This window comes from Nocardiopsis sp. CNR-923 (genome assembly GCF_001942255.1).
Lineage (GTDB): Bacteria > Actinomycetota > Actinomycetes > Streptosporangiales > Streptosporangiaceae > Nocardiopsis.
This window is the reverse complement of the sequence record NZ_MKKC01000109.1, coordinates 165,627-185,798: the sequence shown is the minus strand read 5'-3', so window position 1 is coordinate 185,798 and position 20,172 is coordinate 165,627. Positions and strand designations below refer to the sequence as shown.

Below are 20,172 nucleotides of genomic sequence, written 5' to 3'. Positions count from 1 at the left end.
CGAAACGCAGCCAGTGCCGCATCGAGGGGAAGCCGAGCAGGACCTGGGCGGTGGCCAGGCACAGCAGTTCGGCGTCGGTGAGCTTGGGTGGGCGGCCGACCCTGCGGGGTCCGACGACGTGGTCGTCGCAGAAGGCGTAGAGTGCGGTCAGAAGGGTGTCCAGGTCTCGTGTCACAGCAAGACTCTCGGGCACCCTTCGCCATGTCCGTAACCAGTTCAGACATCGGAATCACTCATCTAGTCTTGGGGGCGATTCCTCCCGGGGCTGAAGCCCCGGGGTTCCTCGCTAAGACACGCTGAACACCGTCGGCTGACCAGCGGGCACACCGGACCCCGGTCGGGGAACACTCCCCGACCGGGACCCCGCCTCACTCCCCCATGACCAGCGCCAGCTTCCCCCGTGTCCGCCGCAGCTCCGACACCCGGTGCGCCTCGGCCGCCTCCTCCAGCGGGAACGCGCGGGACACGTGCACCCGCAGCGCCCCCCGCTCGTACAGCTCCACGATCTCCCGCAGCCGCTCGACCGACCGCCGCGACCGGATCCCCACGCGCCCAGCTCGGCCGCCCCCGGGTAGTCCACGATCGTCCCGACCCGCTCCCGGTCCTTCACCAGCTCGACCGACACCCGCAGCGTCTCTCCGCCGACCATGTCCAACGCCGCGTCCACCCCCTCGGGCGCCGCCGCGCGCACCCCGTCGGCGAGGCCCTCGCCGTGGCGCACCGGCACCGCGCCGAGCGCCCGCACGTGGTCGGCGTTGGCCTCCCCGCAGGTGCCGAGCACCGCGGCGCCCCACGCACGCGCCATCTGCACCGCGAACGTCCCCACCCCGCCCGCGGCCGCGTGCACCAGGACGGTGTCCCCCTCGCCGACGCGGAGGGTCCGCAGTGCCGTGTGCGCGGTCTGCGCGGACGACGCCAGCACCCCGGCGTGCTCCCACGGCATCCCCGCGGGCCGGGGCACGATCTGTTCGACGCCGACGACCACGAACTCCGCGTAGCAGGCCATCAGCGACCAGCCGAGCACCGCGTCCCCCACGGCCACTGAAGTCACTCCCTCGCCGAGGACGTCCACCGTCCCGGCGAAGTCGTTGCCCAGCACCTGGGGCGACGCCACCTCGAACCCGAGGCGCACCCCCCGGCGGATCGCGGTGTCCACGGGCTGGACCCCGGCCGCACGCACGCGGACACGCACCTGCCCGGGGCCGGGCTCGGGGTCGGGGAGGTCGAGCACCTCCAGGACGTCGGGGGGGCCGGGTCGGTGGAAGGCGACGGCTCGCATCGGATGTCCCTCTCGGGTCTCGGGGGGCGGAGCGGCCGGGCCCGGTGGCCGACCGCGGGGGCACCTCAGGTCACCTCGAAGTTGGCCATCATCATCATGTCCTCGTGTTCGAGGTTGTGGCAGTGGTACACGAACTTCCCGCGGTACCCGCTGAACGTCATGATGATCTCGGCCTCCTCCTCGCTGCCGAGGTCGATCGTGTCCTTCCACCCGGCGTCGTACGGGCCGGGCGCGCCGCCGTTGCGTGACAGCACCTGGAAGCGCACCAGGTGCAGGTGGACCGGGTGGTGGACGTTGGTGGTGAGCCGCCAGACCTGGGTGGAGTCCAGCGGGATCCGGGCGTCGACGGTGTCCGGGGAGAACGTCTGCCCGTTGATCGTCCACAGGTTGGGGCCGGGCCCGTGGGTGTTGGGCGCCTCGCGCGAGAACCGGGCGCGGTGCTCGGCGTCGGCGGACTCGCGGGTCAACGGCACGAAGTCGGACAGGCGGTCGGGGATCTCGGTGTCGTCCCGGGCCTCGGACGTGACGCGGAACCGCATCACCTCGGCGGTGCGCCCCTCGCCGAACTCGTTGACAAGCACGACCTCGGTTCCGACGGAGTACCCGGAGAAGTCGACGATCACGTCGAAGCGTTCGGCGGGCGCGGTGACGATCGCGTCGTGCTCGATCGGCGCGCCGAGGAGACCGGCGTCGCTGGCGACCTGGACGAAGGGCGCCACCCCCTCGGGGGCCGGGTCGAGCACGAGGCGGTAGCGGCGGGCGTTGGAGGCGTTGAGGAGGCGGAACCGGTAGCGGACGTCGGCCACCTCCAGGTACGGCCAGGGCGCCCCGTTGACGAGGATGGCGTCGCCCAGGACGCCGGACATGTACTGGTTGGCGACGCCGGGCTCGCTGACCAGGTCCGAGGAGAGCGCGGGGTAGAGGAACGACCCGTCCTCGTCGAAGGCCCGGTCGCAGATCATGAGCGGCACGTCGCGGTCCCCGGTGGGGAGGGGAAGCGCCTCCTCCTCGTCGTCGTGCACCAGGTGGAACCCGGCCAGCCCCTTGTAGACCTGCGGCCCCGTGAAGTCCATCCGGTGGTCGTGGTACCAGAGCGTGGCCGCGGGCTGGTTCATCGGGTACTCGTAGACCCGGCTGCCCTCGGTGGTGTCCCCCGGCAGCTCGTACCGGCTCTCCCACCCGCTCCGGGGGAAGATCAGATCGGTGGGGTACCCGTCGTGCTCGGGCGGGGTGTGGCCGCCGTGCAGGTGGACGGCCACGGGCACGGGCAGGTCGTTGCGGTGCTCGACGACCGTCCTGCGCCCGGTCCGCGACACGATCGTCGGCCCCGGGAAGATCCCGTCGTACCCCCACACCTCGGTGATCAGGCCGGGGAGGATCTCCGCCTCCCCCGACCGCTGGGTGATCACGTAGTAGTCGGCCTCCGCGTCACTGCTCCGCGGCTCCAGCACGGGCGGGACCGGCAGCGGGACGGTACCCGGTTCGGGCAGGTCGGCGGCGCTCTCCAGCAGTCGACCGGTGCTGCCCTCGTTCTCGTTGCCGCTGTCGTTCCCCCCGGTGCCGTTCCCGCACGAGACGACCGCACCGGCCAGGGGCGCGGCGACCGCCGAGAACGTCGCCAGTCTCAGGGAGTCGCGTCGGGACATACTCATGGGCACTCCATGTCTTGTCGGTGGCCGTCCGGCGGGGGGCGGCCGACACGCGGCCGCACCGGCCGTGTCAGCGCCCCCTCCGGATGCTAGGAAGGCCGTCACGAGGTGTCATCGACTGGCGGTCGTCACTGCGGATGGGCCTGGAGTCGTACGCCTCCGTCCGCGGCTACATCCCCAGCACGAGACGCGCGACCGCCCACCGCCGCCCGCACGCGCGGCGCGTGCCCCTCGGCGCCCAGGCGCTCGACCGCCGCGTCGAACACGGCCAGGTCGTCGGCGACGTCACGCGGGCGGGCCGGAAGCAGGGGGACGACGGCGCTGCGCCCCTCGACCACGGCCGGGTGCCGGCGCGCGAGCGCGCTCAGTCCCTGCCCCGCTCCGGCCTCCAGCAGCAGGACGTCGTGGTCGCGCAGCAGCCGGTCGAGGGCGGGCCAGAACAGCACGGGGCCGGAGAGCTGGCGCGCCCAGAACTCCGGGTCGCGGGCGTGGTCGGCGGTCAGCGGCCCGCCGAGCCCCGCGGAGTAGACGGGCAGCCGGGGAGCCCGGAGGTCGATCCGGCTCCAGGCGAGGACCGTGCCCTCCACGGCACCGTCGAGCGCCGGGCTGTGGAACGCCTGGCGCGACCGGGCGAGGCGGCAGGTGAACCCGTTGGCGCGCAGGTCGACCCGGACGGCGTCGACCTCCTCGGCGGGACCGGCCAGGAGGGTCTGCCACGGCGCGTTGACCGCTCCGACCACGACGTCGCCGCGCAGGTACGGCGTGAGGTCGGCGGCGGAGGCGGCCACGGCGAGCATCGCCCCGGGGGCGCTGTCGGCGAGCACGTCGATCCGGTCGCGGATCAGGGCGACGCCGTCCTCGAAGTCCAGCACCCCGGCCAGGGTCGCCGCCACGAGCTCGCCGACGCTGTGTCCCACGAGCGCGGCCGGTTCCAGTCCCAGGTCGAGGACGGCTCGGCCGAGCGCGTAGCCGACCGAGTAGAGCAGGGGTTGGGCGCGGGTGACATCGTCGAACCGATCCATGGCCGCCCTTCCTCCGGTTCCGCCCTCGCCCAGCCAGTCGGCGCGGATCGCCGCGCCCTCCGGCCCGAACAGGGCGAAGGCCTCGTCCATGGCCTCGGTGAAGGCGGCGTTGGGCCCGTACAGCCCGGCCGCCATCAGGACCTGCTGGGCCCCCTGGCCGGGGAACATCAGCGCGATCGGTCGGGTCATCTCCATCACTTCCTCGGGGTGTCGGCGCCGGAGGGCACGCGGACGGGTTCTCTGGCGGGCATCAGGAAGAGCAGGGCCCACACGAGCAGGCAGCCCGCGATCTCGCAGGCGACGACGGCGGTCATCGCGGCGACGTGGGCGGACGGCGGCCCGTCGGGCCCGCCGAGCACGGCGAAGAACGCCGCGCCGACGGCGGCGACCCCGAACGCGGCCCCGACCTGCTTGAACGTGGTGAACACACCGGCGGCTGCGCCCGCGTCGGCCTCGGGGAGGACGGCCAGGACGACGTCCATGATCGGCGCGCTCACCAGTCCCATCCCCACGCCCACGACGAGCAGGACGGGGGCGACGAGCAGGGGTGGGGGATCGGTCTGTCCGGTGCGCACGACGGCGGCCAGGACGGCCATCCCGCCGGTCATCACCACGGCCCCGGCCATGAGCACGCGGCGCCCGTGGCCGCGCGCCCACCGGATCGCGGGCCCGGAGACCGCGGCGGTTCCGAGCGCCCACGGGCACACGAGCAGACCGGTCGCGCCCGACGAGAGACCGGCGCCGTTCTGGAGGAAGACCACGAAGACCAGGAAGAACCCGCCGACGAGCGCCGCCGTGACCGCCGTGACCAGCAGTCCGGCGGTGAACACCCGGTTACCGAACAGCCCCGTCGGCACCAGCGGGAGCCCGCCCGCGCGCTCCCGGCGGCGCTCGGCGACCGCGAACAGCACGACGGCCGGGACCGACGCGGCCAGCATGACCCACATGTGCCACGGCCAGCCCGCCTGGGCGCCGCCGACCAGCGGGTAGAGCAGGAGGAGCAACGCGGTGCCGCCCAGCAGCACGCCCGGCGGGTCCAGTCCGGCCCCGCCCCGGGACCGTGCCTCGGGCAGGCGGAGCCCGCCCAGGGCCACGAGCAGCCCAAGCGGCACGTTCACCGCCAGGACCGCCCGCCAGCCGAGGTCGAACGGCGCGAACTGGACGAGCACGCCGCCCAGGACCGGTCCGCCGACCGTCGCCAGCCCGATCACCGCCGCGTACGCGCCGAGTGCCGCCCCGCGCCGCTCCCGGGGGACGGCCGAGCGCAGCACGGCCAGGACCTGCGGACCCGCCACGGCCGCGGAGGCGCCCTGGAGGACCCGCGCGCCAGCAGCGTGGCGGGGTCCGGGGCGGAGGGCGGCGAGCAGCGAGGCGAGGGTGAATCCGACCACCCCGGCCAGGAAGGCCCGCCGGCGGCCGAGGATGTCGCCGAGTCGGCCGCCGGTGATGAGCAGCAGCGCGAACGGAAGGGTGTACCCGGCGAGGATCCACTGCATCACCGCGCCGCCGACCGCGAACTCCCGTTGGATCGCGGGCACGGCCACGTTGACGGCGGTGACCCCCGCCTGCGTCATGAAGGCCGCCGTCAGGACGGTGGCCAGGACGGCCCGGGTGCGCCCGGCGGTCCTGGTGTTCGTGCCCTCGTTCCCGCTCGCGGACGCGTCCCGGTTCTCGTTCGGGCTCACTTCCGCGCCGGGGGCACCACCCGCGACACCGCGCACACGCGCACCGGGGTTCGTGCGATCGTCCCCGCCCGGACCCGCGTGCCCGCTCGCGTCCGCGCTCACGGGGTCGGCGGGAGGGTCGCGGCGGTGGCGGTCGCGAGCAGGGCGCCCAGCGCGCACACCGTGCGCCACCGGTGCCACCCGCGCCACGACGGCCGGGGATCGGCCCAGCCCGAGGGCAGGTCGTCCGGGTCGACCCCGTTGACCCGCTTGTTGATCGGCACGTTCCCGAACTGCGACACCACCTGGACCCCGACCAGCATCGCCAGCCCCGCGCCGAACAGCGCCCGAGCGGGGACCGTCGGCGCCAGGAAGACGAGCGCCAGGCAGGAGACCGCCGCCGCCGACACCACCAACGGCATCGACGGGTGGTAGCCCTTGCCGAGCCGCTTGTGCAGCTCGATGTAGGAGCCCATCGGCATCACCTCGACGGCGGGCAGCACGCTCACCGCGACCGCGAAGAACACCCCCGCGACGATCCCGCTTCCCAGGACCGCGACGATTCCGAGTATCTGTCCCAGTACCTGCACCACCATCGGCGACACCGCGTCTCCCTTCCGCGAATTCCGGTCGCCCCCACTAACCCACCCTGGCGTCGCACGCGTCTGGAACGGGGGTCGAGGATCACTGGTGCGCTTTCTTCCGCGCATTTAAGGAACTACGACCGGCGACTGCGAATCTCGGCGGGACCGTGCTCCCAGCACACCCGCCGACGCCCGGCCGGCCCGGTCGGCGTCCGGCGGGGCCGCACCCGTGGAGAGGCCCCAGGCATGCACCGAACACTCATCGTCGCGCGCATGAACCCAGGTGACGCCGCTGACGTCGCCCAGGTCTTCGCCGACTCCGACGCGACCGACCTGCCGCATCTGATCGGCGTCGACCGGCGCACGCTGTTCCGGTTCCACGACCTCTACTTCCACCTGGTCGAGGCCGACAAGGACATCACCGGAAACCTCTACCGCGCGCGCAGCCACCCCTTGTACGAGGACATCCACCACCGTTTGGCGCAATTCATCAGCCCCTATGACCCGGCCTGGGCGGAACCCAAGGACGCCATGGCCGCGGCCTTCTACTCCTGGACCCCTGAGAAATGAGCGGTGGCGGACACGTGGAGATCCCCCAGGAAACCGCGGAAACGGAGCAGCCCATGACCGCCGCACCGGTGGTGAAGGTGTCGGAGGGCGACGTCCGGCCCGACCGCAGACGCGGGGGCGAGGTACGCGTCCTGCTCAGCCCGAGGACGGTGACGTCCACGTCGGGCTTCGGAGGAACGCTCACCCTGGGACCCGGTGAGTACGTGTGCGAGCACACCCACCCCTACTCGGAGGAGTTCGTCTACGTCGTGCGCGGCGGGGTCGTGATGCGGGTGGGCGACGAGGAGATCGAACTGCGGGCGGGCGACGCGCTCATGGTGCCGATCGGCGAGCGGCACCGGGTCCGCAACCCGGGGTCCGAGCCGGCGCACGTGGTGTTCCACCTCGGCCCGCTCGCCCCGCGCCCCGAGCTGGGCCACGTCGACCTGGAGCACCTGCCGACGGCCCCGGAGGGCCCGGCCTCCCAGGTGGGAGGCGTCCGATGAGCGGGCACGCGGTGGCGGTCACCGGCATCGGCGTGATCGCCCCGGGCGGCGTGGGCCGGGAGGCGTTCTGGGAGAGCATCACCGCGGGGCGCACGGCCACGCGCGCGATCACGTTCTTCGACACCACCGGGTTCCGGTGCCGGATCGCCGCCGAAGCCGACTTCGACCCGGTCGCGGCCGGGCTGACGCCGCAGGAGGTCCGCCGCATGGACCGGGCGACCCAGTTCGCCGTGGTCTGCACCGGCGAGGCCCTGCGCGACAGCGGGCTGACCGTCGACGACCTGACGCCCGGGCGCACCGCGGTCAGCGTCGGCAACGCGGTCGGCTGCACGATGGGCCTGGAGAAGGAGTACACGGTCGTCAGCGACGGCGGCCGCAAGTGGCTGGTGGACCACGAGTACGCGGTCCCGCACATCTACGACTACTTCACCCCCAGCGCGATGGCCCGCGAGGTGGCCTGGGCGTGCGGGGCGGAGGGCGCGGCGCACGTGGTCTCCTCCGGCTGCACGTCCGGGATCGACGCCCTGGGCTACGCGGCCGATCTGGTCCGCGAGGGCAGCGCCGACGTGGTGATCGCGGGCTCGACGGACGCGCCGATCTCACCCATCACCGTGGCCTGCTTCGACGCCATCCGCGCCACCTCGATCACCAACGACAACCCCGCCGAGGCCTGCCGCCCCTTCGACGCCGAGCGCAACGGGCTGGTCCTGGGCGAGGGGTCGGCGATGTTCGTCCTGGAGCGCGCGGACGCGGCGCGCAGGCGCGGCGCGCACGTGTACTGCGAGATCAGCGGGTACGCCACGCGCGCCAACGCCTTCCACATGACCGGCCTCAAGCCGGACGGCCGCGAGATGGCCGAGGCGATACGTGTCGCCCTGGACCAGGCGCGGCTCGACCCGACCGACGTGGACTACGTCAACGCGCACGGCTCGGGCACCAAGCAGAACGACCGCCACGAGACCGCCGCGGTCAAGGCGAGCCTGGGCGAGCACGCCTACCGCACGCCGATGAGCGGGATCAAGTCGATGGTCGGCCACTCCCTGGGCGCGATCGGCTCCATCGAGGCGGCCGCCTGCGCGCTGGCGATCGAGCACGACATCATCCCGCCCACCGCCAACCTGCGCAAGCGGGACCCCGAGTGCGACCTCGACTACGTCCCGGTGACCGCGCGCGACCAGCGCACCGACGTGGCGCTGTCGGTGGGCAGCGGCTTCGGCGGGTTCCAGAGCGCGATCGTCATGGCCGCGCCGCGAGGAGGCTCCGCATGAGCGCCGTACGTGTGACCGGTCTGGGGGTGGTCGCCCCCAACGGCATCGGCGTCCAGGCGTACTGGGCGGCGACGCTGGCGGGCAAGAGCGGCATCGACCGCATCCGCCGCTTCGACTGCTCCCAGTACCCGGTGACGCTGGCCGGGGAGGTCGCCGACTTCGACCCGGCCGAGCACGTCCCCAGCCGCCTGATGGCGGAGACCTCGACCATGAGCCACCTGGCCTTCGCCGCCACCGCCGAGGCGCTCGCCGACGCGGGCGCCGAGCCGACCGAGCTGCCCGAGTACGGGCTGGGCGTGGTCACGGCGAACAGCACCGGCGGGGTGGAGTTCGGCCAGCGGGAGCTGGAGGTCCTCTGGAGCACCGGCCCGAAGAACATGAGCGCGTACATGTCGATCGCGTGGTTCTACGCGGCGACCAGCGGCCAGCTCTCCATCCGGCACAAGCTGCGCGGGCACTGCGGGGTGCTCGTCGCCGACCAGGCGGGCGGGCTCGACGCGCTCGGCCACGCGCGGCGCGTGCTGGGGCAGGCCCAGAGCCTGGTCCTGGCGGGCGGCACGGAGTCGGCGATGTCCCCGGCCGGACTGGTGTCCCAGATCCCGACCGGGCGGCTGACCACCGCCGACGACCCCGGCCGCGCGTTCCTGCCGTTCTCGCCCGACGCCACCGGCCACGTGCCCGGCGAGGGCGGGGCGATCCTCGTCCTGGAGACGGAGGAGGGGGCCCGCGGACGCGGTGTCCACGAGGACCACGGGAGCGTGCTCGGCTACGCGTCGACCTTCGACCCGCGTCCGGGCAGCGGTCGGCCGCCCGCGCTGGAGGCGGCGGCGCGCGGCGCCCTGGCCAACGCCGGTCTGGAGCCCGGTGACGTCGACGTCGTCTTCGCCGACGCCGCCGGGGTCCCCGAGCTGGACCGCGCCGAGGCGGAGGCGATCACCGGGATCTTCGGCCCGCGCGGCGTGCCGGTGACCGCCCCCAAGACGCTCACCGGGCGGTTGTCGGCCGGTGCGGGCCCGCTGGACGTCGTCACCGCCCTGCTGTCCTGCCGCGACGGGGTGATCCCGCCGACCGCGAACGTGACCGCGCTCGCCCCCGGGTGCGATGTCGACCTGGTCCGCGGCGAGCCGCGCACCGCCCGTGAGCTGCGCACGGCCCTGGTCCTGGCCCGCGGCTACGGGGGCTTCAACTCCGCGCTGGTGGTGCGCGGACCCGAGAACACGACCGAACACGCGTCCTGAGGAGGCACAGATGACACGCTTCACCCCCGACGTCTTCCGCCGGGTCACCCGTGAGTCCGTCGCGTCGACGACACGGTCGACCTGGACGGCGACATCCTCGACTCCCCGTTCCCCGAGCTGGGCTACGACTCGCTCGCGGTGATGGAGATCGCCAACAAGGTGGAGAAGGAGTTCGGGCTCTCCCTGCCCGAGGAGGACCTCGGCGACCTGGAGACCCCGCGCGCCTTCATCGACTACGTCAACGCCCGCATGGAGGTGGTGGGCTCGTGAGCGCGCGCACCGAGGCGACCGTCGTCATCGACGCCCCCATGGACCTGGTGTGGGACATGACCAACGACGTCGAGTCGTGGCCGGAGCTGTTCACGGAGTACGCCGAGGCGGAGATCCTGGAGCGCCGCGGCGACACCGTCCGGTTCCGGCTCGCCCTGCACCCGGACGAGGACGGCAAGGTCTGGAGCTGGGTCTCCGAGCGGACCCCCGACCGGGAGAGCCGCACGGTGCGGGCGCACCGCGTCGAGACCGGGCCGTTCGAGTTCATGAACATCTACTGGGAGTACCTCCCCGTCGACGGCGGCGTGGAGATGCGCTGGGTCCAGGAGTTCCACGTCAAGGACGAGATGCCCTTCGACGACGACGCCATGGCCGAGCACATCCGCACGAACACCGCCGAGCAGATGCCGCACATCAAGGAACAGGTCGAGAAGGCCGCACGGAACCGGTCCTCCTGAGCGCGAGGCCGACGGCAGCGGCGCCGCCCGGCGTCGGCCCCGCCCCGGAGGGCTCCGACTGGAGATGACCATGGCCTGGATCCTTCTGCCGCTCGCGATGGTCGGCAGCGGGCTGGTGACGGGGGGCATGATGATCGCCTTCCTCGGCGGAGCCCCGCTCCTGCTCCGCATCCCCCGGGAGCAGTACGTGCCCGTGCACATGTTCCTGGTCTCCCGCTTCGACCCGTTCATGCCGATCTGCCTGCTCACGGCACTGGTCAGCGACGCTCTGCTCGTGCCGGCCGCACCGCACGCGACGGCTCGGGTCCTCGCGGGCGCCGCCGCGCTGCTGCTCGTCGCCGCGATCACCGTGTCCCTCACCAAGAACGTCCCCATCAACCGCTGGGTGGCCCGACTGGACCCCGACGACCTCCCCGAGGACTGGGAGTCGGTCGACCCGCGCAGGCGCTGGCGGGACTGGAACGCCGTCCGCACGGCGCTCGCCGCCACCGCCCTGGTGTGCAACGCCCTGCTGCTGGGCTCCGTCCTGGCCTGAAACCCCCTTCACCGACGCACGAGAGGAACCCATGAACGCCTCCCTGTCCGGAAAGAACGCCCTGGTCACCGGTGGATCCCGAGGGATCGGCCGGGCCGTCGTCCTCACCCTGGCCCGGGCCGGGGCCAACGTCACCGCCTGCTACCGGACCGAGAGCGAGGCCGTCCGCGAACTGGAGCAGGAGCTCAAGGAGATCCCCGGCGACCACCACGTCGTCCGGGCGGACGTGCGCTCCAAGGAGGAGGTGGACCGGCTCGTCGAGGAGTGCCGCACCCGGTACGGCCGCCTCGACGCGGTCGTCAACAACGCCGGCGTGATCAGCCACGTCCCCTACGACGAGCTGGCCGAGGACGAGTGGCACCGTGTCGTCGACACCCACCTGACCGGCGCGTTCCTGGTCATCCAGGCGGCGCTGCCGCTCATGGGCGAGGGCGGGTCGATCGTCAACATCGGCTCGCGCGTCGCCACGGTCGGCATCCCCACCCGTTCCCACTACACCGCCGCGAAGGCCGGTCTCATCGGCCTGTCCCGGTCCCTGTGCAAGGAGCTCGGCGGGCGCGGCATCCGCGTCAACGTCGTCGAGCCCGGCGTGATCGAGACCGAGGAGGCCGCCAAGCTGCCCAAGGAGAAGTACGAGCAGCTCCAGGCGCGCTACCGCCAGCTGACCTCCCTGGGCCGCCTGGGCACCCCCGAGGAGGTCGGCGGCGCCGTCCTCTTCCTGGCCAGCGACCTTTCCCGGTACGTCACCGGCGCCACCATCCCCGTCGACGGCGGCATCTAGTCATCCCCACCAACGAGGAGAACACCATGTTCCGCGTCCTGCTGCGCTTCGAGCTCAACCCCGGTATGGAGAAGGGGTTCGAGGACACGTGGCTGTCCATCGGCAACGTCATCACCGACCACCCCGCCAACCTCGGCCAGTGGCTGCTCCGGAGCAGTGACGAGGAGAGCGTCTACTACGTCGTCAGCGACTGGGTCGACGAGAAGAGGTTCCGCGAGTTCGAGCACAGCGACGAGCACGTCCAGCACCGGACCAAGCTGCACCCGTACCGGCGCGGCGGCGCGATGTACACGATGAACGTCGTCCACGAGCTGGTCGGGACGCGCGGGTGAGCGGGCGCGCACGGGTGCTCATCTGGCACCGGCGCCCGACGGGGGTCCCGGAGCGGTCGAGGACGCCTACCGCGCGATCAGCAAGGAGTTGGCCGGGACCCCCGGGCTGCTCGCCAACGAGCTGCTGGGCGCGGTGGACGACGCCGGTCGGCTGCTGGTGATGAGCGAGTGGGAGAGCCTCGCCGCCTTCCTGGAGTGGGAGCGCGGCGCGGACCACCGCACGGCGACGGCGCCGCTGCGCCCCTTCCAGGACCGCGAACGCGACCGGTTCTTCGAGGTCTACGAGGTCAGGGACGCGTTCGGCGGGGGGTGACGATGGCGACGCCGAGCGACCGCCCGGCCCCGCGGGACCCGCGGCGACGCCTGCTGGCGGGACTGCGCTGGGCCGGGTGGGCGCTGGCCGCGTACGGCTGGCACCACTCCCCGACCCCCTACGGTCCGGGGGCGGCCGAGTTCGGCCTGCCTCCGACCGACCCTCACGGCAACGACGCCCCCGACGGCCCCCATGACCGGCGGAGGGAGGAGTGGACATGACGGAGACGATCGAGCCCACGGCCGCGGCCACCGACTGGGTGACCTGCGGCCGCTGCTCCGCGCTGCTGTACGCCAAGAGGTTCCGGTGCGACCTCGGGGTGTGCTCGGAGTGCGGCCACCATTGCCGACTCACCGCGCCCGAGCGCCTGGCGCAACTCCTCGACGAGGGCTCCGCCACGCTGATGACCAGCCCGAAACCGCCCGAGGACCCGCTGGACTTCGCCGACCTGCGGCCCTACGCCGACCGGCTGCGCGAGGCCCGCGCGGACACCGGGATGGACGACGCGCTGCTCCAGGACATGTTCCCTTGACGGTTCGGGCGGAAGGGAGTGCGCGGTGAGGTACGCGCGGATGTACGTCGCCGGGACGGGGCGGTGGCTGCCCCCGACCGTGCGGGTGGAGGACGCCGTCCGTGACGGTCGTTGCCGGAGCAGCGACGTGTGGCGGACGGGGATCGAGTCGGTCTGCGTGTCCGAGGACGCGTCCGGGCCGGAGATGGCCGCGCGGGCGGCGCGGGAGGCGCTGGCGCGGGCGGGGGTCGACCATGCCGACCTGGTGCTGCACGCCTCGACCTACCACCAGGGCCACGACATGTGGGCGCCCGCGTCCTACGTGCAGCGGGCCGCCCTGGGCGAGGGCGGATCCCCCGGAAGCGGCGCAGCGGGGGACATCCCTCACCGCTCCGTTCCGGGAGGAAGTGTCCTCCCCGCGCGTGGCTCCGGTCCGCGTGGCCACGCGGGGAGCGGGACCGGGCCGGAGCGAGTCGGCCGCACAGCGGACGGCTCCGGGGGACGTGGCACAGCGGAGCACGGCCCGGCGTTCGAGGTGCGCCAGCTGTCCAACGGCGGGCTGGCCGCGTTGGAGCTGGCCGCCGGGTACCTGTCGGCGGGCGGAGGGCGCTCCACGGCCCTGCTCACCACCGGCGACCGGTTCTGCCCGCCCGGCTTCGACCGGTGGGTGACCGACCCCGGGACGATCTACGGCGACGGCGGCACCGCCCTCGTCCTGTCGAACCGGCGCGGCTTCGCCCGGCTGATCAGCCTGGTCACCGCCTCTGACCCCGGTCTGGAGGGCATGCAGCGCGGCCGTCGGCCGTTCGGGGCCGCGCCCCTGGAGCACGGGACGCCCGTCGACGTCGACGCGGCCCGGCGCGGGTTCGTCGCCGACCACGGGCTGGACGCGGTGCTGGAGCGGATCGACGCCGGGCAGGAGGCGGCGCTCGACCGGGCGCTGTCCGAGGCGGACCTGAAGATCGAGGACGTCGCCAGGTTCGTGCTGCCCAACCTGGGGTTGGCCCGGATGCGGGCGCACTTCCTCCACCGGTTCGAGATCGACCCCGAGCGCACCACGTGGGAGTGGGGCCGCCGGATCGGGCACCTGGGCGCGGGCGACCAGTTCGCGGGCCTGCACCACCTGGTGGCCTCGGGCGGTCTCCTGCCCGGCGAGCGGTGCGTGCTGGTCGGCGTGGGCGCGGGGTTCACGTGGTCGGTGGCGGTGGTGGAGCTGCTGCACCGCCCCGAGGGGGGTCGGGGCCGGTGACCGCGAACGCCCCCGGGCGGGCCCCGGCACGCGAACGGACCTTCCTCGGCTACCCGCGCTGGTTCGGGACGCTCTTCGTCGTGGACATGTGGGAGCGGTTCAGCTTCTACGGTCTGCTGGCGATCCTCTACCTCTACCTGGTCGCCGACCCCGGGGGCGGCGGCCGAGGAATGGCGGACGGGAACGCCGCCGCGCTGGTCGGGATCTACATGGCGCTCGTGTTCATGGCGTCCCTGCCCGGCGGATGGGTCTGCGACCGGTTGCTGGGTCCGCGCCGCGCCACGCTGTGGGGCGGGGTGCTCATCATGTGCGGGCACATCGCGCTCGCCGTGCCGGTGGGCCCGACGCTGTACGCGGGGCTCGGACTGGTCGTGGCCGGGACCGGGCTGGTCAAGCCGAGCATGGCCGCGATGGTCGGCCGGATGTTCGAGGGCAGGCCGGAGCGGCGGGAGGCGGCGTTCTCCGTCTTCTACGTGAGCATCCAGGTCAGCGCGCTCTTCGCCCCGCTGATCGCCGGGTACGTGGCCGAGCGGATCGGCTGGCACCTGGGGTTCGGGGTGGCGGCGGTCGGCATGGCGTTCGGACTCGTGCACTACGTTCTGGGCCTGCGCGGGCTCGGCGACGTGGGGGCACGGCCGAGCGACCCCGCCACGGAGGGGGAGCGGCGCCAGGTCCTGCGGCGGACGGCGCTGTGGGGCGGACTGCCCGGCGCGGCGGTGGCCGCGGGCCTGCTGACCGGTGTGCTGACCGCCGAACGGGTGCTCATGCTGGTCGGGATCGGGGTCCTGGCGGTCCCGGTCGTCTACTGCGCGCGACTGCTGCGCCGCCTGCCCCGGGACGGGGACGACCGGGCCCGGATGGGCGCCTTCGTCTGGATGCTGACGGCGTCGGCGGTGTTCTGGCTGCTGTTCGCGCAGGGTCCGGCGCTGCTCAACCTGTTCGCCCTGGAGTCCGTGCGCCGGACGGTGGCGGACTTCCTGGTCCCGGCGAGCTGGTTCCAGTCGGCGCAGCCCCTGTTCCTGCTGCTGCTCGCACCGCTGTTCGCGGCCCTGTGGGTCCGGCTGGGGTCGCGGGTCGGCCCAGCGGTGAAGTTCTCCGGCGGCCTGCTGTTCGGGGCCGCGGCGTTCGCCGTCATGGCGGTGGCCGCGCTCGGGGCCGAGGCGGGGCCAGTGTCACCCCTGTGGCTGCTGGGCGTGTACCTGCTGCTGGTGGTCGGTGAGCTGGCGGTGGCCCCCGTCGGGCTGAGCCTGGCCTCGCACGTGGCGCCGCGCGGACTCGACGGTCAGGTCCTCGGGCTGTTCTGGCTGTTCGCGGCCGTGGGCGCGGCTTTGGGCGGACAGCTGGCGCGGCTGGTCGACCTCATCGGTGCGCCCGCCTACTTCACCGCCCTGGGCGGGCTCGGACTGCTCGCCGCGATCGCCGTGTGGGCAGCACGGCGCGGGCTCCAGCGGCGCCTGGCCGCCGGTCGGTAGACGACGGCGGGCGCCGGTCCGCCGAACGAGAGCGAAGGGAACGACATGTCGGCGATAGCGGGCTGGGTGGACCACGGACGCGACCTGCGGCGCGAGTGGTCGGTGATCAGGGCGATGACCGCGACGATGGCCTGTCGGGGGCCCGGGCACGAGGCGGTGTGGCACTCCGAACGCGCGTTGCTCGGTCAGCGCGGCGTTCCGGGCGGCGACGCGGGCGAGGGCCCGCCGCTCGCCGTCGAGAGGGACGGGCGCACGGTGGCGGTGGCCGTGCTCGACGGTGAGGTCTACAACGCGGACGAACTCGCGGGTGAGCTGGCCGGGCGCGGGCACCGGCTGACCGGTCGCGGGCACACGGAGGTCGTGGCCGCGGCGTACCTGGAGTGGGGCGCCGGATGCGCCGAGCGGCTGCGGGGGATCTACGCGTTCGCCGTGTGGGACGTGCTCCGCGGTGAGCTCCTGCTGGTCCGCGACCGTCTGGGCAACAAACCGCTGTTCTACCTGCCCGGCGGCCACGGGATGCTGTTCGCCTCCGAACGCAAGGCGCTGCTCGCCCACCCCGGCACGGAGAGCGCGGTCGACATCGACGGCCTGCGGGAGATCCTGTCGTACGCGGGGACACCGGGCCACGGGGTCTTCCGGGGGATGCGCCAGGTGCGCCCGGGTCACCTGGTGCGTGTGGGGACCGACGGCGTGCGGGAGGAGTGCTACTGGTCGCTGGAGGCCGTTCCGCACACCGACGACCGCGACACCACCGTGGCCACCGTCCGCGCGCTGCTGGACGACGCGGTGGGCGAGCAGACCGGCGGCCCCTCCCCCGTCGGGATGATGCTCTCCGGCGGGCTCGACTCCAGCGGGGTGACCGCGCTGGCCGCGCGACGGCTGGCCGACCGCGGGGCGGGACCGCTGCGCACGTTCTCGGTGGCCTTCGGCGCGGAGGAGGACTTCCGCGCCGACGAGGTGTGGAGCACGCCCGACGCGCTTCGTCCGGGAGATGGTCGCGCGGGTCGGGGCCGAGCACACCGACATCGTGGTCGACACCGCCGACCTGCTCGACCCGCTGGTCCTGCGGAACGCGCTGCGGGCCAAGGACGTGCCGAGCCCGCTGGGGAACATGAACACGTCGCTCTACGTGCTGTGCCGGGCGGTGCGCGGGCACACCGACCTCGCTCTGCTGGGCGACGCGGCCGACGGGGTGTTCGGCGGGGTGATGTGGCTGGAGCACGAGCAGCTGTTGCGCGCGCCCACGTTCCCGTGGATCGCGATGGCCCGGTGGACGGGGGCGAGGCACGGACTGGGCACCGACCTGCTCGCGCCGGACCTGCTGGCGTCGCTGGACATGGACGGGTACTGCGCCGAGCGGTACCGGGAGACGATGGCGCGGGCGCCGCACCAGCCGGACGAGTCCGAGACCGAGCGGCGGATGCGCGACGCCTGGTACGTCAACGTCACGAACTGGCTGGAGACGCTGGTCCCGCACAGCGAGTCGATCGCCCAGTCCGTCGGGCTGTCGCTGCGGCTGCCCTACTGCGACCACCGGCTGGTGGAGTACGTATACAACGCGCCGTGGTCGGTGAAGTCCTTCGACGGGCGGGAGAAGAGCCTGCTGCGGGCGGCGCTGGCGGACGTGCTGCCGGCGTCGGTCCTGGAGCGCCGCAAGTCGCCCTACCCGGTGGTGCAGGACGCGGTCTACGCCGAGGAGCTGTGCGGGCGACTGCGGCGGATCCTCGACGACCCCGGCGCCCCGGTCGCGACCTGATCGACCGGGACGCGACCGCCAAGGCGGCCGCGAGCCCGGAGCGCTGGTCTCCGGGCGCGGCGTGTGGGTGGCCCGCACCCACGCGGAGATGGTGATCCAACTCAACACGTGGCTGGAGGTGTACGGGGTGCGGTTGCGACTCTAAGGGTTCGGGCCAAGGCGAAGCGGACGCTCAGAACGGCACGGCGTCACTCCTGCGCGGCGGTCTCCTCCGCGGCCCGCAGCGTGCGCCTGAGGTCGGGCTCGATGTAGATGAGCGTGGCGATCGGGACCTCCTGGCGGACGCGCGCCTCGGCGGCGTCGATGGCGCGGGCGACGCGGGCCGCGTCGTCCTCGCCGTCGACGGCGACCTTGGCGGCGACCAGCAACTCCTCGGGACCCAGGTGCATCGTGCGCATGTGGATGACGGAGTCGATGTCGTCGGTGGAGGAGATGGCGCGCTCGATCTGGCGGACGTGCTCCTCGGTGGCGGACTCGCCGACCAGGAGGCTCTTCATCTCGACGGCCAGGACGACGGCGATCGCGACGAGCAGGAGTCCGATCGCGGCGGTGCCGAGGCCGTCCCAGACGCCGTTGCCGGTGACGAGGGTCAGGCCGACGCCGATGAGGGCGAACACCAGGCCGAGGAGGGCGCCCGCGTCCTCCAGGAGGATGACGGGCAGTTCGGGCGACTTGGAACGGCGGATGAAGTCGACCCAGCTGGCCTTGCCGCGGACGGCGTTGGACTCCTTGATGGCCGTGCGCATGGCCATCGACTCCAGGATGATCGCGACCACCAGGACCAGGACCGGGACCCAGCGCCAGTTCTCGATCGGGTGCGGGTCGGAGATCTTGTGCCAGGCCTCGTAGAGCGCGAACAGGCCGCCGACGCTGAACAGCACGATCGCGACGAGGAAGGCGTAGATGTAGCGCTCGCGGCCGTAGCCGAAGGGGTGCTCGGCGGTGGCGTCGCGCTTGGCGCGCCTGCCGCCGAGGAGGAGCAGACCCTGGTTGCCGGAGTCGGCTACGGAGTGGATGGACTCCGCCAGCATGGCGGAGGAGCCCGTGAGCGTGAACGCCACGAACTTGGTGACGGCGATCCCGAGGTTCGCCCCCAACGCCACCACGACGGCCTTGGTACTTCCATCAGCAGCCACTGTGCTCTTCTCTCTGGATTCTTCCGGGTCAGTCAGGGTCGCATCCTAGCGATGCCGCGGGTCGCGGGTCGTCTCGGAGGTGAACGGTCTCCGGCCCGTGGCCGGACCCGGCCACCGCGACCGCTCCGCGCGAGGCGGGGCCACCGCGTCCCACGCCGAGGAAGCTTGACCACGGGCGATCGCACAGTCGCTCGGTGTAGTGTCCTGATCAGCGTCCGCCCCGCGTACGCTCAGCGGCTCCCGGTGACGGACCCGACCCGTATCCACGCCTCCGAGGGGCTCACCATGGCCGATGCCGCCTACTTCGCCTTCCAGTACCCCGGACACGGCGAGTTCGTCTTCAAGCTGACCAACGAGAAGCGGATCGCCCACGCCCGCAGGATCGTCGCCGGGGACGAGACGAGGAGGGTCAACGTCAAGGGCACGATCATCCGGAAACAGGCGGACTACAACCCCGACTGGGATTTCCACCTCGATCCCGCCAGCATCTCCTTCTTCCAGCGGGAGATCGAGGTGTGCGACGCCCACCCGGCCTACGTCGGCGAACACCTGGACGTCGTCGGCGCCGGCTTCCTCCCCGGCTCGATCTGGTGCCCGTGGGGGTCCAGGGTCGTCCGCGAGGTTGGTTGACGCCCCGCCTACCCGGCCAGTGCCAGGTGGTCGCCGCGGAAGACCTCCCGACCGTGCCAGTCGGCGTGGTCGGGTTCGACGGCCGGGTCCGCTCCCTCGGGACGGTTCAACGGCCGGCCCTCCAGAGCGGACACGAGCCGCTCCGCGGCCGGGGAACGCCCCTGGAAACGGGTGGAGACCGCGACGGTCTGGTCACGCGAGAGCCCGAGGACGCCCCTGTCGAACAGGCGGTGGTGGATCGAGCACAGGCACAGGCCGTTGCGGAGTTCGTCGGGGCCGCCGAGCGCCCACCAGCGCACGTGCGCGGCCTCCAGCGCCACGGGGCCGCCGTCGATCCACCCGTCGTACCCGCAGAAGGCGCACCGGTGGTCGTAGGCGTCCAGCACCAGGGCGCGGAATCCGGGGTCACGCCGTCCTGCGGTGAAGCGGACGTCGCCGTGCCGGGCGGCTCCGTGCTCCAGGTCGAGCCCGACGAGCGTGCAGATCTCCGCGTGGAGGGAGGGTGCGAAGTTGGCGTCGAGCAGACAGCGCGCGATACGGGGGGCCAGACCCGGGTCCCGCGACAGGTCCATGGACAACTCGGGGCTCAGGCTGCCGCGTGCGCCCTCACGCCGCAGCAGGGTCGCGGTGTCGGCGTCGCACTCCTGCCCGTCGGCGGTGGTGACCCGCCACAGGCCGTCGCTGGTCAGGTGGTGGAACGGGTAGGCGGGCGACGTGCGCCGGGGCGGTCCGAACTCCCGCAGGAGGTCGGCCAGGTGCCGCTCGGCCTCGCCATAGGGAATCGGGCGAGCACCGTGGCGCTGGTGGTGCCCGAGCGCGTAGAGGATCAGGAGGGGTTTGTGGGGGGCGCGGTAACCGTTGCGGGTCCAGCGTCTGATCGCCGCGACCCGGTCGATCCAGTCCATCCCGCGACCCTAGCCTGTCGGGGCTCGGGCCCGGAGGGGGGTCGCGCCTCCAACGGCCGTGCCGG

At 73.1% G+C, this 20,172-nt stretch carries 23 protein-coding genes and 2 pseudogenes; 17 read left to right on the top strand and 8 right to left on the bottom strand.

The window, feature by feature from the left end:
- Positions 1 to 368: 368 nt before the first annotated feature.
- The 6 genes and pseudogenes from BJF83_RS30645 to BJF83_RS20090 form a co-directional block, all read right to left on the bottom strand.
- A complete protein-coding gene (locus BJF83_RS30645) occupies positions 369 to 473 on the bottom strand; it encodes a zinc-binding dehydrogenase (RefSeq protein WP_316042322.1) in 105 nt (34 codons plus the stop codon).
- A 176-nt stretch (positions 474 to 649) separates the two neighbouring features.
- Positions 650 to 1,279, bottom strand: a pseudogene (locus tag BJF83_RS20110) (NADP-dependent oxidoreductase); the annotation flags it as partial.
- Between the two features lie 65 nt (positions 1,280 to 1,344).
- A complete protein-coding gene (locus BJF83_RS20105) occupies positions 1,345 to 2,931 on the bottom strand; it encodes a multicopper oxidase family protein (protein ID WP_143832003.1) in 1,587 nt (528 codons plus the stop codon).
- A 125-nt stretch (positions 2,932 to 3,056) separates the two neighbouring features.
- Complete coding sequence (locus BJF83_RS20100) at positions 3,057 to 4,139, bottom strand: acyltransferase domain-containing protein (protein ID WP_262391699.1); 1,083 nt, start codon at positions 4,137 to 4,139, stop codon at positions 3,057 to 3,059.
- Positions 4,140 to 4,144: 5 nt separating this feature from the next.
- On the bottom strand, positions 4,145 to 5,635 hold the full coding sequence (locus BJF83_RS20095) for an MFS transporter (protein ID WP_143832002.1): 1,491 nt from the start codon (positions 5,633 to 5,635) through the stop codon (positions 4,145 to 4,147).
- A 98-nt stretch (positions 5,636 to 5,733) separates the two neighbouring features.
- On the bottom strand, positions 5,734 to 6,210 hold the full coding sequence (locus BJF83_RS20090; protein ID WP_075927548.1) for a DUF1772 domain-containing protein: 477 nt from the start codon (positions 6,208 to 6,210) through the stop codon (positions 5,734 to 5,736).
- Positions 6,211 to 6,444: 234 nt separating this feature from the next.
- On the opposite strand from BJF83_RS20090, the gene BJF83_RS20085 reads away from it, so the two are divergent.
- The 16 genes and pseudogenes from BJF83_RS20085 to BJF83_RS29670 all read left to right on the top strand — a co-directional run bounded on the left by BJF83_RS20085 (position 6,445) and on the right by BJF83_RS29670 (position 17,436).
- Positions 6,445 to 6,768, top strand: a complete 324-nt coding sequence (locus tag BJF83_RS20085) for a TcmI family type II polyketide cyclase (protein ID WP_075927523.1) — start codon at positions 6,445 to 6,447, stop codon at positions 6,766 to 6,768.
- Between the two features lie 53 nt (positions 6,769 to 6,821).
- Entirely contained in the window at positions 6,822 to 7,253 is a 432-nt protein-coding gene (locus BJF83_RS20080) for a cupin domain-containing protein (protein ID WP_075927547.1), read from the top strand.
- The gene (locus BJF83_RS20075; protein WP_075927522.1) at positions 7,250 to 8,521 is read left to right on the top strand and encodes a beta-ketoacyl synthase; all 1,272 of its coding nucleotides are present in this window, start codon (positions 7,250 to 7,252) and stop codon (positions 8,519 to 8,521) included. The genes BJF83_RS20080 and BJF83_RS20075 overlap by 4 nt, the downstream gene beginning before the upstream one ends.
- Complete coding sequence (locus BJF83_RS20070; RefSeq protein ID WP_075927521.1) at positions 8,518 to 9,759, top strand: ketosynthase chain-length factor; 1,242 nt, start codon at positions 8,518 to 8,520, stop codon at positions 9,757 to 9,759. Before BJF83_RS20075 ends, BJF83_RS20070 begins: the two co-directional genes overlap by 4 nt.
- Before the next feature lie 141 nt (positions 9,760 to 9,900).
- Positions 9,901 to 10,029: an acyl carrier protein gene (locus tag BJF83_RS29685; RefSeq protein ID WP_262391698.1), complete on the top strand. Its 129-nt coding sequence runs from the start codon at positions 9,901 to 9,903 to the stop codon at positions 10,027 to 10,029.
- Positions 10,026 to 10,487, top strand: coding sequence for an SRPBCC family protein (locus BJF83_RS20060; protein WP_075927520.1), 462 nt, complete (start codon positions 10,026 to 10,028; stop codon positions 10,485 to 10,487). The genes BJF83_RS29685 and BJF83_RS20060 overlap by 4 nt, the downstream gene beginning before the upstream one ends.
- Positions 10,488 to 10,557: 70 nt before the next feature.
- Positions 10,558 to 11,022 carry a DUF1772 domain-containing protein gene (locus tag BJF83_RS20055; protein WP_075927546.1) on the top strand — a complete coding sequence of 155 codons (465 nt, stop codon included), beginning with the start codon at positions 10,558 to 10,560 and terminating at the stop codon, positions 11,020 to 11,022.
- 31 nt (positions 11,023 to 11,053) lie between these two features.
- Positions 11,054 to 11,803 carry an SDR family NAD(P)-dependent oxidoreductase gene (locus tag BJF83_RS20050; protein WP_075927519.1) on the top strand — a complete coding sequence of 250 codons (750 nt, stop codon included), beginning with the start codon at positions 11,054 to 11,056 and terminating at the stop codon, positions 11,801 to 11,803.
- A 26-nt stretch (positions 11,804 to 11,829) separates the two neighbouring features.
- Entirely contained in the window at positions 11,830 to 12,135 is a 306-nt protein-coding gene (locus BJF83_RS20045) for an antibiotic biosynthesis monooxygenase (RefSeq protein WP_075927518.1), read from the top strand.
- A gap of 88 nt (positions 12,136 to 12,223) precedes the next feature.
- Positions 12,224 to 12,448, top strand: a complete 225-nt coding sequence (locus tag BJF83_RS20040; protein WP_262391697.1) for an antibiotic biosynthesis monooxygenase — start codon at positions 12,224 to 12,226, stop codon at positions 12,446 to 12,448.
- A gap of 2 nt (positions 12,449 to 12,450) precedes the next feature.
- On the top strand, positions 12,451 to 12,669 hold the full coding sequence (locus BJF83_RS20035) for a hypothetical protein (protein ID WP_075927516.1): 219 nt from the start codon (positions 12,451 to 12,453) through the stop codon (positions 12,667 to 12,669).
- Positions 12,666 to 12,980 carry a hypothetical protein gene (locus tag BJF83_RS27035; RefSeq protein WP_075927515.1) on the top strand — a complete coding sequence of 105 codons (315 nt, stop codon included), beginning with the start codon at positions 12,666 to 12,668 and terminating at the stop codon, positions 12,978 to 12,980. Before BJF83_RS20035 ends, BJF83_RS27035 begins: the two co-directional genes overlap by 4 nt.
- Positions 12,981 to 13,005: 25 nt before the next feature.
- Entirely contained in the window at positions 13,006 to 14,208 is a 1,203-nt protein-coding gene (locus BJF83_RS29680) for a ketoacyl-ACP synthase III family protein (protein ID WP_262391696.1), read from the top strand.
- A complete protein-coding gene (locus BJF83_RS20020; RefSeq protein ID WP_075927514.1) occupies positions 14,205 to 15,680 on the top strand; it encodes a peptide MFS transporter in 1,476 nt (491 codons plus the stop codon). Before BJF83_RS29680 ends, BJF83_RS20020 begins: the two co-directional genes overlap by 4 nt.
- Before the next feature lie 45 nt (positions 15,681 to 15,725).
- Positions 15,726 to 16,562, top strand: a pseudogene (locus BJF83_RS29675) (asparagine synthetase B family protein); the annotation flags it as partial.
- A gap of 109 nt (positions 16,563 to 16,671) precedes the next feature.
- Complete coding sequence (locus BJF83_RS29670; protein ID WP_262391695.1) at positions 16,672 to 17,436, top strand: asparagine synthase C-terminal domain-containing protein; 765 nt, start codon at positions 16,672 to 16,674, stop codon at positions 17,434 to 17,436.
- A gap of 188 nt (positions 17,437 to 17,624) precedes the next feature.
- Here the strand turns inward: BJF83_RS29670 and BJF83_RS20010 are convergent, their stop codons facing one another.
- Positions 17,625 to 18,572, bottom strand: coding sequence for a cation diffusion facilitator family transporter (locus BJF83_RS20010; RefSeq protein ID WP_075927513.1), 948 nt, complete (start codon positions 18,570 to 18,572; stop codon positions 17,625 to 17,627).
- Positions 18,573 to 18,815: 243 nt separating this feature from the next.
- Here BJF83_RS20010 and BJF83_RS20005 point away from each other — a divergent pair, with 243 nt between their 5' ends.
- Positions 18,816 to 19,202 carry a calmodulin gene (locus tag BJF83_RS20005; RefSeq protein WP_262391694.1) on the top strand — a complete coding sequence of 129 codons (387 nt, stop codon included), beginning with the start codon at positions 18,816 to 18,818 and terminating at the stop codon, positions 19,200 to 19,202.
- Between the two features lie 8 nt (positions 19,203 to 19,210).
- Here BJF83_RS20005 and BJF83_RS20000 read toward each other — a convergent pair whose 3' ends face one another.
- Entirely contained in the window at positions 19,211 to 20,107 is an 897-nt protein-coding gene (locus BJF83_RS20000; protein WP_075927512.1) for a phosphorothioated DNA-binding restriction endonuclease, read from the bottom strand.
- Positions 20,108 to 20,172 lie beyond the last annotated feature (65 nt).

Coding starts and splice junctions, on each gene's coding strand:
- BJF83_RS20090 (WP_075927548.1), bottom strand. CDS start 6,210: ATGGTGGTGCAGGTACTGGGACAGATACTCGGAATCGTCGCGGTCCTG.
- BJF83_RS27035 (WP_075927515.1), top strand. CDS start 12,666: ATGACGGAGACGATCGAGCCCACGGCCGCGGCCACCGACTGGGTGACC.
- BJF83_RS20035 (WP_075927516.1), top strand. CDS start 12,451: ATGGCGACGCCGAGCGACCGCCCGGCCCCGCGGGACCCGCGGCGACGC.
- BJF83_RS20045 (WP_075927518.1), top strand. CDS start 11,830: ATGTTCCGCGTCCTGCTGCGCTTCGAGCTCAACCCCGGTATGGAGAAG.
- BJF83_RS20050 (WP_075927519.1), top strand. CDS start 11,054: ATGAACGCCTCCCTGTCCGGAAAGAACGCCCTGGTCACCGGTGGATCC.
- BJF83_RS20105 (WP_143832003.1), bottom strand. CDS start 2,931: ATGAGTATGTCCCGACGCGACTCCCTGAGACTGGCGACGTTCTCGGCG.
- BJF83_RS29670 (WP_262391695.1), top strand. CDS start 16,672: ATGGTCGCGCGGGTCGGGGCCGAGCACACCGACATCGTGGTCGACACC.
- BJF83_RS20070 (WP_075927521.1), top strand. CDS start 8,518: ATGAGCGCCGTACGTGTGACCGGTCTGGGGGTGGTCGCCCCCAACGGC.
- BJF83_RS20085 (WP_075927523.1), top strand. CDS start 6,445: ATGCACCGAACACTCATCGTCGCGCGCATGAACCCAGGTGACGCCGCT.
- BJF83_RS20080 (WP_075927547.1), top strand. CDS start 6,822: ATGACCGCCGCACCGGTGGTGAAGGTGTCGGAGGGCGACGTCCGGCCC.
- BJF83_RS20100 (WP_262391699.1), bottom strand. CDS start 4,139: ATGACCCGACCGATCGCGCTGATGTTCCCCGGCCAGGGGGCCCAGCAG.
- BJF83_RS29685 (WP_262391698.1), top strand. CDS start 9,901: ATGGAGATCGCCAACAAGGTGGAGAAGGAGTTCGGGCTCTCCCTGCCC.
- BJF83_RS20000 (WP_075927512.1), bottom strand. CDS start 20,107: ATGGACTGGATCGACCGGGTCGCGGCGATCAGACGCTGGACCCGCAAC.
- BJF83_RS20055 (WP_075927546.1), top strand. CDS start 10,558: ATGGCCTGGATCCTTCTGCCGCTCGCGATGGTCGGCAGCGGGCTGGTG.
- BJF83_RS20075 (WP_075927522.1), top strand. CDS start 7,250: ATGAGCGGGCACGCGGTGGCGGTCACCGGCATCGGCGTGATCGCCCCG.